Below are 13,662 nucleotides of genomic sequence, written 5' to 3'. Positions count from 1 at the left end.
TCCGAGACTCAGGACACTAGGAGCCCGCCGGGCTGGGTCGTAGGCTGGTGGCATGACCAGCAGCCCCTTGCTCCATCTCCCCGGCGCCGTACCGGCCGAAGGCCGCGACGAGGGCGTCGCCGCCCACTACGGAGAGCTGTACGGAGAACAGCGCACCCTCGCCGACGGACGCGGCTTCGTCGACCTCTCCCACCGCGGGGTCGTCACCGTCACCGGCCCGGACCGGCTGAGCTGGCTGCACCTGCTGATCACTCAGCACGTCACCGAGCTCCCCGCCGGCCAGGCCACCGAGGCGCTGATCCTCTCCGCGAACGGCCACATCGAGCACGCGCTCTACCTCGTCGACGACGGCGAGACGATGTGGATGCACGTCGAGCCCGGAACCCAGGAGGCGCTCATCGCCTACCTGGAGTCGATGAAGTTCTTCTACCGCGTGGAAGTCGCGGACGCCACCGCCGACTTCGCCCTCGTGCACCTGCCGGCCGGCTCCATCGCCGAGATCGCCAAGGAGCACGCCGTACGGGAGACCCCGTACGGCCGCGACGTCTTCCTGCCCCGCGCCGAGCTGGAGGCCTTCGCGGCTTCCCACGGCCCGGCCGCCGGCCTGCTCGCCTACGAGGCCTTGCGCGTCGAGGCCCACCGGCCGCGGCTCGGCCAGGAGACCGACCACCGGACCATCCCGCACGAGCTGGGCTGGATCGGCACCGCCGTGCACCTGCAGAAGGGCTGCTACCGCGGCCAGGAGACCGTCGCCCGCGTCCACAACCTGGGGAAGCCGCCGCGCCGGCTCGTCTTCCTGCACCTGGACGGCTCCGAGGTGCTGCTGCCGGCCCACGGGGCGCCCGTACGGCTGGCCGCGGACGGCGACGAGGGCCGCCAGCTGGGCTTCGTGACCACGGCCGTCCGCCACCACGAGCTCGGTCCGATCGCGCTCGCGCTGGTCAAGCGGAACGTTCCGGTGGACGCGCCGCTGCTGGCCGGCAACACGGCGGCCGCGCAGGAGGTCGTCGTAGCGCCGTAGTGCCACGGCCGCCGTAGCGCCACGGCCCGCGGGGCCCGGGGCCCGGGCCCCGGGTTCCGGCGGTTGCCGCGCTAGATGTCGATGACGATGGTGAACGGGCCGTGGTTGGTCAGCGAGACCCGCATGTCCGCGCCGAACCGGCCCGTCTCCACCGTCGCGCCCAGCGCCCGCAGCTGCGCCACGACCTCGTCCACGAGGGGCTCGGCGACCGGGCCGGGCGCGGCCGCGTTCCAGGTGGGGCGGCGGCCCTTGCGGGCGTCTCCGTAGAGGGTGAACTGGGAGATCACCAGCAGCGGCGCGTTCACGTCGCTGCACGATTTCTCCGCCTCCAGGATCCGCACCGACCACAGCTTGCGCGCCAGCAGCGCCGCTTTCTCCGGGGTGTCGTCGTGGGTCACCCCCACCAGGACGCACAGCCCCTCGCCGACGATCTCCCCGACGGTCTCGCCGGCCACCACGACGCTCGCGCCGTCCACCCTCTGCACCACTGCTCGCATACCACCTGTGTACCAGGCGTGCACCCGTCCGGGGCCGATCGGGTGGAGTGGGACTGCGTCGGCACCACGGAGAGTGGCACGATGCACGCAGGCGGTGCCCCCAGCACCGGTCGAGGGGACGGACACGAACGCATGAACATTTCTGGTACCTCCGCACCTGCACCCGCTGTGCCCGCTACACTCGCTGTGCCCACCGACGCGTCGGCCCTGCGGCCGCCCACGCAGCGCACCGGAACCGGCGCCGGTTCCGGTTCCGGCACGGGCACGGGCACCGGCATCGGCACGGGCACCGGCACCGGAGCGGCCGCGCCGACACCGACCACCGCGCTCGGCCTCCCGGAGCTGCGCGCGCTGCGCCGCGACGCGCAGCGCGACGAGGCCGACCTGAGCTACGTACGGCGGCTGCTCCAGGGCCGCATCGACATCCTGCGCGCCGAGCTCGCCCGGCGGACGGATCCGGAGACGCCGGTGGTGGACCGGCTGTCGGAGATCCTCGCGGACGCCCCGTCCAGCCGCAGCGCCTCCGCCCGGCACGTCACGCTCGGCACCCCGCACGGGGAGGAGTACCGGCTGCTCGCGGCCGAGATGCTGTCCGACGTGGAGCTGTCGGACCTGGGCGCGCGGACCGACGAGGAACTGCACGAGGGCATGGCCCGGCTCGTGCGCTACGAACAGCAGGTCTCGCGCCGCCGCCAGCAGCTCCAGCGCACGGCGGACGGCTGCAGTACGGAGATCACCCGGCGCTACCGGGAGGGCGAGGCCCAGGTGGACGACCTGCTGGCCTGAGCGGGCCCGGACCGTACGCGGCGGCTCGGTACGCGGCGGCTCGGTGCGCGGTGGGTCCGTGGACAGCGGGTCCGTGGACGGCAGGGCCGTACGCACCGGAGAAAAACCTGGCGACGCGCCACGGCGGGGCGATTAGCGTGGGCCGCTATGAACGCTGACGTGGACGTAAACGCTGACGTGAACGTGGACGTCAGGCCGATCGCCGAATCCGAGATCCCCGAGTGGCTGCGGGCCCTGAACACCGGCTTCCTGCGCATGGAGACCCCGACCGAGGGCGATGTCGCCCAGTGCGCCGAGTACAGCGACACGGCCCGGATGCTGGGTGGGTTCGACACCGCCACCGGCCGGTGCGCGGCGACCCTCCGCTCCTTCTCGCAGGAACTGACCGTGCCGGGCGGGGCGTTCGTAGCGTCGAGCGCCGTCACGAACGTCGCCGTACTGCCCACGCACCGCCGGCGCGGACTGCTGACGCGGATGATGGCCGCCGAGCTGGCCGCCGCGAAGGCGCGCGGTGACGTGCTGTCGACGCTGATCGCCGCCGAGTACCCGATCTACGGGCGCCACGGGTACGGTCCCGCGACCTCCGTCTCGGAATGGGAGATCGACGTACCGCGCACCGGACTGGCCGGGCGGCGTCCGGCGTCCGGACCGGGCGGCGGTGTGGCCGCCGGGCGGATCGAGCTGGTGGACGAGGCGGTGGTCCGCAAGGTGGGCCCCGAGCTGCACGAGCGCCTGCGGGCGGTCACGCCCGGCGCGGTGAGCCGCGACGCGCGCTGGTGGCGGCTGGCCACCGGAGTGGAGGAGTGGTCGCACCGCCCGTTCAAGGAGAAGTTCAACGCCGTGTACCGGACGGCGGCGGGTGAGGTGACCGGTCTGGTCTCCTACGCCTCGGCCGATCACTGGACGGACGCGAAGGTCCCGCAGAACACCGTGCGGGTCCAGCAGTTGCTCGCGCTCACCCCCGACGCGGAGCGGGCGCTGTGGGAGTTCCTGTGCTCCATCGACTGGGTGCTCGCGGTCCGCACCGGCTTCCGCGCCCCCGACGACCTCGTCGCCCGGCTGCTGCCCGACGCCCGCGCCGCCCGCGTGGTGACCCACGCGGACTGGCTGTGGGTGCGGCTGCTGGACGTCGTACGGGCCCTGCGCGCGCGGACGTACGCGACGGAGGGGGTCCTCGTCCTGGAGGTCGAGGACCGGGACGGACTGGCGGACGGCCGCTACCGGCTGGACGCGGGCGCGGGGGACTGCGTACGGACGGACGAACCGGCCGACCTCCGCCTCGCCATAGGCACGTTGGGGTCGCTGTACCTCGGCGACGAGTCGGCGGTGCGGCTGGCCGCGCTCGGCGAGATCACCGTGGCGGCCGGGGCGCGGCCGGGCGTACTGGCGCTCGCGGACGCGGTGTTCCGTACGCCCCGGCGCCCGTGGTGCCCGGACGTCTTCTGAGGATGGGAAACATGACGACACCCTCGACGCCTTCGACACCCGCGACACCTGTAACGCCCTCAACTCCCGTGACTCCGGCGGCGCCCGCCACACCGGCGGAACCGGCGGAACCGGCCGCACCGGCGGCGCTGGTGGAACTCCTGCGTGCGGCGGGCTGCGTCTTCGCGGAGGAGGAGGCGGAGCTGCTGCGGGCCGCCGCCGAGGACGAGGGGCACCTGGCCCGGCTGGCGGCCCGGCGGGTGGCGGGCGAACCGCTGGAACACGTGGTCGGCTGGGCGCAGTTCTGCGGTCTGCGGATGGAGGTCGGCGAAGGGGCCTTCGTACCGCGCCGGCGCAGCGAGTTCCTGGCCCAGCAGGCGGTGGCGTCGGCCCGTCCCGGCGCGGTGGTCGTGGACCTGTGCTGCGGGGTGGGCGCGCTGGGCGCGGCGGTGGCCGCGCAGGTGCCCGGCGCCGAACTGCACGCCGCCGACATCGACCCGCTCGCGCTCGCGTACGCCCGGCGCAACGTGGCCGCGTACGGCGGGCAGGTCTGGGAGGGCGACCTGTACTCGGCCCTCCCGGCCGAGCTCCGGGGCCGCGTGGACGTCCTCGTGGTCAACGCCCCGTACGTCCCGACGTCCGAGATCGGCCTGCTTCCGGCGGAGGCCCGCGACCACGAGCCGCCCGCCTCCCTCGACGGCGGCGCGGACGGCCTGGACATCCACCGCCGGGTCGCGGCCGGCGCCCCGCCCTGGCTGGCGCCGGGCGGGCGGCTGCTGATCGAGACGAGCGCCCGCCAGTCCCCGGTCACGGCATCGGCCCTGGCGGCGGCCGGACTGTCCGTGCGGGCGGTGACCTCGGAGGAGTACTACGCGACGGTGGTCATCGCGACGGCGTAGCCGGCCGGGCGCCGGCCGGGCACCGCCCGCTCGCTCCCGGCTCTCCTCCCTCCGCCCCCTCCGCTCCCTCCGCCTCAGACGAAGAACTGTGCGCGGCTGAGGGAAACGAACACGGCGACGATGAGGACACCCCACAGCACCAGGGTGCCCACGAAAGCCCCGCCCACCGTCCAGGTCCCGGGGCGCCCCTTCGCACTGCCGCAGGCCCAGCCGGTCAGGGCCCCGAGGGCGGGCACGCCGGCGATCACCAGCGCGGCGTACTCCAGGCCCTGCTTCGTCCGGTGATTGCCCCGCCAGTCGGAGCCGCTCTTGTGCGCGAGGGCCTCCTGGGCGCTGTGGTACCAGAAGAGCACCGGGGGCAGCAGGAGCAGGACCGTCAGGACGAGGAGCACGACGGCCGTGCGCCGGTTCCCGGTCGTCGGTGCGGAGGAGTTGGTCACGCACCGATCTTGTCCCGGTGGCCGGTCCGGCACCATCCGTAGACGTACTCAGCTCGGGCTCTGGTTACGGGGGTTGCCGGGGTGCCGGGGTGCCGGGGTGCCGGGGTTACAGGGAGCGGGCGGCGCCGCCGTCGATGCGGATGGACTCGCCGTTGATGTACGCGGCGTCGTCGGACACGAGGAAGCGGGCGAGCTTGCCGATCTCCTCCGTGGTGGCGTACCGGCCGGCGGGGATCTCGGCGAGGAACTCCGGGTCCTCGGGCCAGCTCCTCGTCGAGGACGTCCTGGCGGCCCTCGGCCACCCCGTCCGGATCGGCATCCTGCGCGAACTCGCCGCCTCTGAGGGGGAGCGCACCTGCGGCAGCCTCCCGATGAGCGTCACCAAGGCCACCGCCACCTTCCACTGGCGCGTACTGTGCGAATCCGGGGTGACGCGCGAACACAAGGTCGGCCGCTACAGGGCCGTGGAGCTGCGCCGCGAAGACCTCGACGCCCGCTTCCCGGGACTCCTAGCCGCCGTCCTCGCCGCCACGCCGCCGACGCTCGACGCGGAGGGAACCGAGGAGACGACTTGATCACGGAGTACCAGCAGCAGCTGCGCGAGCGCTACATCGCCGCCGACGTTATGCGGGCCCCGGAGCCGTGGCGGTCGGTGACGGACCATAGGACTCCTGTGGGGGGTCTGCTCGGCATCGGCTTCGCCGTCCATCCCGACAGCGGGCACGACCTCGTCATGGTCGTGTCGCGTGACGGCCACGGCCTCTTCGACGCGGTCACCGGCGAGAAGATCGCCCGCGACCGGGATCCTGACCCCGACACCAGCACCCCCGACGCGTCACCGGACCTCACCTGCCCCGGGCTCGGCCCGATCGAGAGCACCCGGGTCCACATCGCCGGGCTCTTCGGCGGCGGCCTGCACAGCACCACACCGGACGGCTGGGCCCTGGACGTCGTCAGCCCCGAGTGGCCCCACGACCGGGCGATCCTGTCCGCCGACGGCGGAGCGCACCAAGGACCGGCAGGGGGGACGTGGTGGCACGTCTTCCACTCCGACTACTCGGAACTCCGCGCCGCCGGCTTCTCCCCCTCCGGCCTCACCCTGGCGGTCGCCACCAGCAGCGACCTCACCCTCTGGACCCGCCCTGAGTTCCACTCCGCCGACTGAGCGGACAGCGGCACGCCGGGCGAAGGGCGGCAGCGGCGGTCTGCGAGTTATTGCAAGCGGGTGCTTGCAATAGTTAGCAAGGTGCGGCAGGATCGGGGCATGGCATCGCTCAACGTCGGGAACCTCGGCGAATACCTGCGTGAGCAGAGGCGGCAGGCGCAGCTTTCGCTGCGGCAGCTGGCCGATGCGGCCGGGGTGTCGAACCCGTACCTCAGCCAGATCGAGCGCGGGCTGCGCAAGCCGAGCGCGGACATCCTCCAGCAGCTCGCCAAGGCGCTGCGGATCTCCGCCGAGACGCTGTACGTGCAGGCCGGAATCCTGGACGAACGGGACCGGGACGAGGTCGAGACGAGGGCCGTGATCCTCGCCGATCCGTCCATCGGTGAGCAGCAGAAGCAGGTGCTGCTCCAGATCTACGAGTCCTTCCGCAAGGAGAACGCCGCCGAGGCGGAGGCACGGGCGCGAGCCGATGCCGATGCCGCCGGCTCAGCCGACCCCGGTGTTACCGCCGATGGCGGCGGCACCACCGACGGCACCGATGCCCAGACGCACCACACGAACTGAGACTGTGATCCGGGAGGACCAGCACATGGCCATCGCCGATGACCTGAAGAAGACCCTCACCGACCCGACCCCGCTCTACTTCGCCGCCGGCACCGCCGACCTCGCCGTGCAGCAGGCCAAGAAGGTGCCCGGTCTCATCGAGCAGCTGCGCGCCGAGGCCCCCGCGCGCATCGAGGCCGTGCGCAACACCGACCCGAAGGTCGTCCAGGAGAAGGCCAAGGAGGCCCAGGAGGCGGTCAGCGCCAAGGTCGCCGAGGTGTTCGGGGCGATCGACGCGAAGAAGCTCGGCGAGACCGCCCAGGACCTGGCCCTGCGCGGGGTCGGCGTGGCCGCCGAGTACGCGGTCAAGGCCAAGGAGGCCTACGACAAGGTCGCCGAGCACGGTGAGCAGACCGTACGGGCCTGGCGCGGCGAGGTCTCCGAGGAGATCGTCGACATCGCCGTCGTCGTCGAGCCGGAGTCCGAGCCGAAGGCCCAGCCCGAGGCGAAGGCGAAGGCGGAGCCGGTCACCGAGCCGGCCGCCGCCGAGGCGAAGCCGGCGCCGAAGAAGGCCGCCGCGCGCAAGGCCCCGGCCAAGAAGGAAGCCGCGGCCGCGGCCGACGAGAGCTGAGCACGGGAGCTGAGCACGAGAGCTGAGTGCGAGAGCCGAGCACGACGGCTGAGCACGACGCGCTGAGTACGACGCGACGGACCGGGCACCCGAGGGGCGTCCGGTCCGTTGGTGTTTGCGAAGGCGGCTCTGCCGGTAGCTTGGAGGCAGGCGGCATCCGGCGTGCGAGGCGTGAGAAGGCGGTCAGACGATGTTGATGAACGGGTTCGACACCAGGGTGCTCCCGCTCCTCGGATACGCCATGCTCGGGCTCGCCGTCGCGGCCTTCGTGGTCGCGCTGCTGGCCCGCGAGGACGCGTACCGCGCGGCCGACAAGCAGACCAAGACCTTCTGGCTGGTCATCCTCGGCGTCACCGTCCTCGTGGACTTCTTCCTCGGGATGCTCTTCCTGGAGATCGCCGGCCTGGTCGCCAGCATCGTCTTCTTCGTCGACGTGCGCCCCGCGCTCAAGCAGGTCTCGGGCGGTGGCGGCCGGCGCAGCGGCGGCAGCAGCAGCGACGGGCCGTACGGGCCCTACAACGGCGGTCGTTAGCGGTTCGGCGCCGGCTGTGGTGGAGGGCCGGGGCGGGTTCCCCGGCCTCAGCCTTCGGCGCGCGAGAGCAGGACGACGGCGACGTCGTCGGTCAGCTCCCCGCCGTTGAGGCGGCGGGCTTCGGTGACCGCGGCTTCCAACAGGCCTTCGCCGCTCAGCCCCGAGTCCAGATGGCGGTTGATCATCTCGACCATTCCGTCCTGTCCGAGGCGTTCCCTGCCGGGGCCGATCCGGCCCTCGATCAGGCCGTCGGTGTACAGCATCAGGCTCCACGTGCCGCCCAGCTCGACCTGGCGGCGGGGCCAGCGGGCCCGGGGCAGCAAGCCGAGCGCCGGACCGCTGTCCTCGTACGGGAGGAGTCGCGCGGGGCGGCCCGGCCTGGAGATCAGCGGCGCCGGATGGCCCGCCAGGCACAGGCCCGCGCGGCGTCCGTCCGGGGCGATGTCCACCGTGCAGAGCGTCGCGAAGATCTCCTCGCAGGGACGCTCGACTTCGAGGACCTCTTGGAGGGTGGCGAGCAGGTCGTCTCCGCACAGCCCGGCCAGGGTCAGCGCACGCCAGGCGATGCGCAGCTCGACGCCGAGGGCGGCCTCGTCCGGGCCGTGGCCGCAGACGTCGCCGATCATCGCGTGGACGGTGCCGTCGGGGGTGCGGACGGTGTCGTAGAAGTCCCCGCCGAGGAGGGCTCGGCTGCGGCCGGGGCGGTAGCGCGCGGCGAAACGGAGGTCGGAGCCCTCCAGGAGCGGGTGCGGGAGCAGTCCGCGCTCCAGGCGGGCGTTCTCCTGGGCCCGCAGTTTCGATTCTGCAAGCTTGTACTGGGCGATGTCCGCCCGCTTTCTCTCCACCGCGTAGCGGATGGCGCGGCTCAGCAGCCGCCCGTCGAGCTCGTCGCGGAACAGGAAGTCCTGGGCTCCCACGCGCACGGCGTCCGCGGCGCGCTCCGCGTCGGCCTCGGAGGTGAGCACGAGGACGGCATGCCCTGGTGCGATACGGAGCACCTGGCGCAGGGCGGCGAGCGGATCGGCGGGGTCGCCGGAACCGGCCGCGCCGGCCGCCGAGCCGACCGAGCCGTGCGGGAGTGCGAGGTCGAGCAGCACGCAGTTCACGTCGGGCGTGAGCAGGCGGGCGGCCTCGGTGAGGTTGCGGGCACTGCGCAGCCGGATGCGGTGGCCGTCGGCGTCGAGTATCTCGGGCACGGTGAGGCCGCCGGCCGGGTCGTCCTCGATCACCAGGAGGGTGAGCGAGGCCTGGCCGTACAGGCTCCCCGATCCGCTCTCGGCGGCCGTCACGTCCCTCTGCCTCGGCAAGGGGGCGGGCGGGGGTACGGGTGCGGGCATCGTCTCCGGTTCCTTCCCGACCCTCGGGGGTGCGCTCGTCCGGGGCGACCCTAGCGGGCGGGTGGTGCGAGCGGAATGCCGGGCCTGGCGGGTGGCTCCGTCATATGCCGTTATCGCGGGGGAAAGCCCGCGCCCTCGATGACCAACGTCACGGCGGCGGGGCGCGGCGTCCCGCCCACCGAGATGTCCGCCTGGCCGGCCGGTGGCCCCGGGCCGGAGCCCCGACGCGTGCCGGATCCGGAGCAGAGGCTTCCGGCCGGAGCCGAGGCTTCCGGCCGGAGCTGCGGATCCCGGGAGCCCGGGAGCCTTCGGCCCCGGAGCCCGCAGCCGTGCCCCGCCCTCGTCCCGCCCCCGCCTACGCGTCCGGCCGGACCACCGCCTTGATGGGCATCGAGCCCGCGCCCGCCAGGGTGACGTTGCGGCCCGGACGCGGAGCGTGGATGATCGCGCCGTCCCCGACGTACAACCCGACGTGGCTGGCGTCGTCGAAGTAGATGATCAGGTCGCCCGGACGCATGTCCTTGATCGCGACCTTCGGCAGCCGCAGCTGCTCCTGGGACGTGCGCGGGATCGCCTTGCCCGCCGCCCGCCAGGCCTGCGAGGTCAGGCCGGAGCAGTCGAAGGTATCCGGCCCCTCCGCACCCCACACGTACGCCTTGCCGATCTGCGCCGTCGCGAACCGCACGGCCTTCCTGCCGGCTTCCGAGCTCGCCGAGCCCGTGGATTCCTTCAGCGCGCCCGTCGACAGCCACGCCGTCTGAGCCTTGTACTGCGCTTCCTGCTCCAGCTGCATCAGCTTGGCCTTCTGCTCGGCCTCCAGCTTGCTCTCCAGCTCCTCCGCGGCCTTGATCTTCTCCTCGATCTGCTTCTTCGAGCCCTCCTGCTTGAGCCGGTTGGCCTCCAGCAGCTCCCAGTGCGCGCTCGCGTCCTTCGCGTACTGCTGCAAGTCGCTCTGGGTCCGGTTCAGTTCGGAGAGCAGGTCCGAGGCGGCCTTCTCGCCCTGGCGCAGCCGGTCCGCCCCGTCCAGGAACTGCGTCGGGTTGTTGCTCATGGCCAGCTGCGCGCCCGGCGGCAGCCCGCCCGACCGGTACTGGGCGCGCGCGGCCGCGCCCGCGCGGCTCTTGAGGCCCGTGATCCGGTCCTTGCCGGCGACGACCAGGTTGGCGATCTGGACGATCTTCGCGGACTGGGTCCTGGTCTCGCTCTCCGCCAAGTTGTACGCGTCCGTGGCCGCGCCGGCCGCGCGGTAGAGGTCCTCTATTTCTTTGCGGACCTGCTCCAGAGACTTGCCCACCGGGGGCTCGGGCGCCGCGAACGCGGTGCCGACCGCGAAGCCGGGCGCGGTCAGAAGTGCCGTCGCGCATAGCAGTGTCAGGGCGATCGAACCCCGCCGTCGTGTCCCCATGGTCCCCCCAGGCACCTGATTGATTATCCGTCAGTAACTTGTCATTGCCTTCGGGATGGTGCCACGAGTAGGTGAATTCCAACACCCTTGTGGATATCCACCCGATCCGTCCCCCACGACCCCCTCATCCCCCAGGTCTCAACGCGTCCCACCGCACCGTCAGTTCCCCCTGACGCCACCGCACCGGCCCGTCCGCCAGCGGCCAGTCCGCGGCCAGCGCCCGCGCCGTCCGGATCCAGCGCTGCCGCGCCCCGTACGAGGCGTAGGGCGCCGCGGCCGCCCACGCCCGGTCGAAGTCCCGCAGGAACGCGTGCACCGGCTCGCCGGGAACGTTGCGGTGGATCAGCGCCTTGGGCAGCCGCTCCGCCAGGTCCGACGGGCGCTCCAGGGAGCCCAGCCGGGTAGCGAAGGTCACCGTGCGCGCCCCTTCGGGCCCCAGTGCGACCCATACGTGCCGCCGCCCGATCTCGTCGCAGGTCCCCTCCACCAGCAGCCCGTCCGGGGACAGCCGGGAACACAACCGCTCCCAGACCTCCGCGACCTGCTCCTCGTCGTACTGGCGCAGCACGTTCGCCGCGCGGATCAGCGCCGGCCGGACCCCGCCCTCCAGCGGCACCTCGAAGCCGCCGTGCCGGAAGCTCAGGCCCTCCCGCTCGTACGGCTTCGCGCCCGCGACCCGCGCCGGTTCGATCTCGATGCCCACCACCCGCACCGCCGGAGCCGCCTCCCGCAGCCGCGCCAGCAGCTCCACCGCGGTCCAGGGCGCGGCCCCGTAGCCGAGGTCCACCGCCACGGGCGCGTCCGCGCGCCGCAGGACCGCCCCGTGCGTCGCCGCGATCCAGCGGTCCATGCGGCGCAAGCGGTTCGGGTTCGTCGTCCCGCGGGTCACCGTGCCGACGGGGCGACGTGGGGGAGGGGTGGAGCGGGAGGCCATGAGCAGAGAGTAAGCGGAGGACTCCCACCCGATAAAAATCCGGCAAACACCGCAGGAAAGCCCCCGCCCCCGGAATGCGGGACGCGGCCGACCGGGTTGCACTCCTAGAAGAGCGCCGACCGCGCTCCCCGCGCCATGCCGTCCGAGCGAGAGGAACTGCTCCCTTGAGCCAGTACGTGTCCCGCCTCGGCGGCCGGATCGCCGCGGCCGCGGGCCGCTCCGCCACCCGCCACGACCCGCCGCGCCTGCGCATGCCCGCCGTCGGCGGCCACCGCAAGCCGCGCCGCGTCGCCATGCTGAGCGTCCACACCTCGCCGCTGCACCAGCCGGGCACCGGCGACGCCGGCGGCATGAACGTGTACATCGTCGAGCTCGCCAAGCGCCTCGCCGCGATCAACATCGAGGTCGAGATCTTCACCCGGGCCACCACCGGCGGCCTGCCGCCCGTGGTCGAGCTCGCGCCCGGAGTCCTGGTACGGCACGTGGACGCGGGCCCGTACGAGGGCCTAGCCAAGGAGGAGCTGCCGGCCCAGCTGTGCGCCTTCACCCACGGCGTCATGCAGGCCTGGGCAGGCCACCGCCCCGGCTACTACGACCTCGTCCACTCCCACTACTGGCTCTCCGGCCACGTCGGCTGGCTCGCCGCCGAACGCTGGGGCGTCCCCCTCGTGCACGCCATGCACACCATGGCCAAGGTCAAGAACGCGGCCCTCGCCGAGGGCGACACCCCCGAGCCCGCCGCCCGCGTCATCGGCGAGACGCAGATCGTCGCCGCCGCCGACCGCCTCATCGCGAACACCGCCGAGGAAGCCGACGAGCTCGTCATCCACTACGAGGCCGACCCCGCCAAGGTCGCCGTCGTCCACCCCGGCGTGAACCTCGACCGCTTCGCCGTCGCCGACGGCCGGGCCGCCGCCCGCGCCCGCCTCGGGCTGCCGCGGGACGCCGTCATCCCCCTCTTCGCGGGCCGCATCCAGCCGCTCAAGGCTCCCGACATCCTGCTGCGGGCCGTCGCGGAGCTGGTGGACCGGGATCCGGCGCTGCGCTCCCGGCTGTTCGTACCCGTCGTCGGCGGGCCCAGCGGCAGCGGGCTCGCGAAGCCGGAGGGGCTGCAGAAGCTGGCCGCGAAGCTCGGCATCGCCGACCTCGTGCACTTCCACCCGCCGGTGGCGCAGGACGCCCTCGCGGACTGGTTCCGGGCGGCGTCCGTACTGGTCATGCCCTCGTACAGCGAGTCCTTCGGGCTCGTCGCCATAGAGGCCCAGGCCGCCGGCACCCCCGTACTGGCCGCCGCCGTCGGCGGGCTGCCGGTCGCCGTCAACGACGGGGTGACGGGCATCCTCGTACCCGGCCACGCCCCGGTGGACTACGCCCGCGAGCTACGGCGCTTCGTGGACGACCCGGCGCTCTCGGAGCGGATGGGTGCGGCCGCGGCCCGGCACGCGCAGTTCTTCGGCTGGGACACCGCGGCGAGCGGCACGGCGGACGTGTACACCGCGGCGATGTTCGACCACCGCCGTCGCGTACGCTCCCACCATGGCTGACGCCCAGGACAAGACCGACGCGAGCACCGCCGAGATCATCGAGGCAGTCCTCACCGGCGCGGAGCTGGGCTGGGAGAGCCCCTCGCCGGGCACCTACGTAGTCCAGCTCCCCGGCACCCGCAAGCTGAGCACCACCTGCTCGCTCAAGGCCGGCAAGCACTCCCTGTCGGTCAACGCCTTCGTGATCCGCCACCCCGACGAGAACGAAGCGGCCGTCCACCGCTGGCTGCTGGAGCGCAACCTCAAGCTCTACGGCATGGCCTACGCGGTCGACGCGCTCGGCGACGTCTACCTGACGGCCCGCCTCCCCCTCTCCGTGATCACCCCGGAGGACCTGGACCGACTGCTCGGGACGGTCCTGGAGGCGGCGGACGGCGCGTTCAACACGCTGCTGGAACTGGGCTTCGCGAGCGCGATCCGGCGGGAGTACGAATGGCGGGTCTCGCGCGGCGAGTCCACCCGCAACCTCGACGCGTTCAAGCACCTGACGCAGCCGTCCTGAC

Annotated in this window: 17 protein-coding genes; 11 read left to right on the top strand and 6 right to left on the bottom strand. The window is 73.0% G+C overall.

Going from position 1 to position 13,662, the window contains the following annotated elements:
• Positions 1-52: 52 nt before the first annotated feature.
• Entirely contained in the window at positions 53-1,021 is a 969-nt protein-coding gene (locus tag J7E97_RS06015) for a folate-binding protein YgfZ (protein ID WP_215023112.1), read from the top strand.
• 71 nt (positions 1,022-1,092) lie between these two features.
• Here the strand turns inward: J7E97_RS06015 and dtd are convergent, their stop codons facing one another.
• Positions 1,093-1,518 (bottom strand): D-aminoacyl-tRNA deacylase, encoded by a 426-nt coding sequence (dtd, locus tag J7E97_RS06010; RefSeq protein WP_136213713.1) that lies wholly within the window; start codon positions 1,516-1,518, stop codon positions 1,093-1,095.
• Between the two features lie 132 nt (positions 1,519-1,650).
• On the opposite strand from dtd, the gene J7E97_RS06005 reads away from it, so the two are divergent.
• The 3 genes from J7E97_RS06005 (at position 1,651) to J7E97_RS05995 (ending at position 4,628) form a co-directional block, all read left to right on the top strand.
• A complete protein-coding gene (locus tag J7E97_RS06005; RefSeq protein WP_215023110.1) occupies positions 1,651-2,304 on the top strand; it encodes an AmfC protein in 654 nt (217 codons plus the stop codon).
• Between the two features lie 177 nt (positions 2,305-2,481).
• The gene (locus J7E97_RS06000; protein ID WP_374224120.1) at positions 2,482-3,750 is read left to right on the top strand and encodes a GNAT family N-acetyltransferase; all 1,269 of its coding nucleotides are present in this window, start codon (positions 2,482-2,484) and stop codon (positions 3,748-3,750) included.
• Between the two features lie 68 nt (positions 3,751-3,818).
• Positions 3,819-4,628, top strand: coding sequence for a putative protein N(5)-glutamine methyltransferase (locus J7E97_RS05995; protein ID WP_308346408.1), 810 nt, complete (start codon positions 3,819-3,821; stop codon positions 4,626-4,628).
• 74 nt (positions 4,629-4,702) lie between these two features.
• Here the strand turns inward: J7E97_RS05995 and J7E97_RS05990 are convergent, their stop codons facing one another.
• Both J7E97_RS05990 and J7E97_RS35570 read right to left on the bottom strand, forming a co-directional pair.
• Positions 4,703-5,068 carry a hypothetical protein gene (locus J7E97_RS05990; protein ID WP_215023105.1) on the bottom strand — a complete coding sequence of 122 codons (366 nt, stop codon included), beginning with the start codon at positions 5,066-5,068 and terminating at the stop codon, positions 4,703-4,705.
• 106 nt (positions 5,069-5,174) lie between these two features.
• Entirely contained in the window at positions 5,175-5,423 is a 249-nt protein-coding gene (locus J7E97_RS35570) for an SDR family oxidoreductase (RefSeq protein WP_308346407.1), read from the bottom strand.
• On the opposite strand from J7E97_RS35570, the gene J7E97_RS05985 reads away from it, so the two are divergent.
• The 5 genes from J7E97_RS05985 to J7E97_RS05965 all read left to right on the top strand — a co-directional run bounded on the left by J7E97_RS05985 (position 5,353) and on the right by J7E97_RS05965 (position 7,939).
• Positions 5,353-5,643: a helix-turn-helix transcriptional regulator gene (locus tag J7E97_RS05985; protein WP_251053930.1), complete on the top strand. Its 291-nt coding sequence runs from the start codon at positions 5,353-5,355 to the stop codon at positions 5,641-5,643. The genes J7E97_RS35570 and J7E97_RS05985 overlap by 71 nt on opposite strands.
• Positions 5,640-6,233 (top strand): hypothetical protein, encoded by a 594-nt coding sequence (locus tag J7E97_RS05980; protein WP_215023103.1) that lies wholly within the window; start codon positions 5,640-5,642, stop codon positions 6,231-6,233. Before J7E97_RS05985 ends, J7E97_RS05980 begins: the two co-directional genes overlap by 4 nt.
• Positions 6,234-6,332: 99 nt before the next feature.
• A complete protein-coding gene (locus J7E97_RS05975; protein ID WP_215023101.1) occupies positions 6,333-6,797 on the top strand; it encodes a helix-turn-helix domain-containing protein in 465 nt (154 codons plus the stop codon).
• Between the two features lie 25 nt (positions 6,798-6,822).
• A complete protein-coding gene (locus J7E97_RS05970; protein ID WP_215023099.1) occupies positions 6,823-7,407 on the top strand; it encodes a hypothetical protein in 585 nt (194 codons plus the stop codon).
• A gap of 190 nt (positions 7,408-7,597) precedes the next feature.
• Entirely contained in the window at positions 7,598-7,939 is a 342-nt protein-coding gene (locus tag J7E97_RS05965; protein ID WP_215023098.1) for a DUF2516 family protein, read from the top strand.
• Between the two features lie 47 nt (positions 7,940-7,986).
• On the opposite strand, the gene J7E97_RS05960 is transcribed toward J7E97_RS05965, so the two are convergent.
• The 3 genes from J7E97_RS05960 to J7E97_RS05950 all read right to left on the bottom strand — a co-directional run bounded on the left by J7E97_RS05960 (position 7,987) and on the right by J7E97_RS05950 (position 11,615).
• Positions 7,987-9,276: a PP2C family protein-serine/threonine phosphatase gene (locus tag J7E97_RS05960; protein ID WP_215023096.1), complete on the bottom strand. Its 1,290-nt coding sequence runs from the start codon at positions 9,274-9,276 to the stop codon at positions 7,987-7,989.
• Between the two features lie 355 nt (positions 9,277-9,631).
• Positions 9,632-10,681, bottom strand: a complete 1,050-nt coding sequence (locus J7E97_RS05955) for a C40 family peptidase (RefSeq protein ID WP_215023094.1) — start codon at positions 10,679-10,681, stop codon at positions 9,632-9,634.
• Positions 10,682-10,805: 124 nt separating this feature from the next.
• Positions 10,806-11,615 (bottom strand): class I SAM-dependent methyltransferase, encoded by an 810-nt coding sequence (locus tag J7E97_RS05950; protein ID WP_215023092.1) that lies wholly within the window; start codon positions 11,613-11,615, stop codon positions 10,806-10,808.
• A gap of 164 nt (positions 11,616-11,779) precedes the next feature.
• Between J7E97_RS05950 and mshA the strand changes: the two genes are divergently transcribed.
• Together mshA and J7E97_RS05940 are read left to right on the top strand one after the other, a co-directional pair.
• On the top strand, positions 11,780-13,159 hold the full coding sequence (gene mshA / locus J7E97_RS05945; protein WP_374224119.1) for a D-inositol-3-phosphate glycosyltransferase: 1,380 nt from the start codon (positions 11,780-11,782) through the stop codon (positions 13,157-13,159).
• The gene (locus J7E97_RS05940) at positions 13,152-13,661 is read left to right on the top strand and encodes a YbjN domain-containing protein (protein ID WP_215023090.1); all 510 of its coding nucleotides are present in this window, start codon (positions 13,152-13,154) and stop codon (positions 13,659-13,661) included. Before mshA ends, J7E97_RS05940 begins: the two co-directional genes overlap by 8 nt.
• The last annotated feature ends 1 nt before the right edge of the window (position 13,662 follow it).

Origin of the sequence: Streptomyces sp. ISL-66, assembly GCF_018614135.1 — a bacterium.
GTDB lineage: Bacteria > Actinomycetota > Actinomycetes > Streptomycetales > Streptomycetaceae > Streptomyces.
This window is presented reverse-complemented; position numbering and strand designations above follow the sequence as displayed.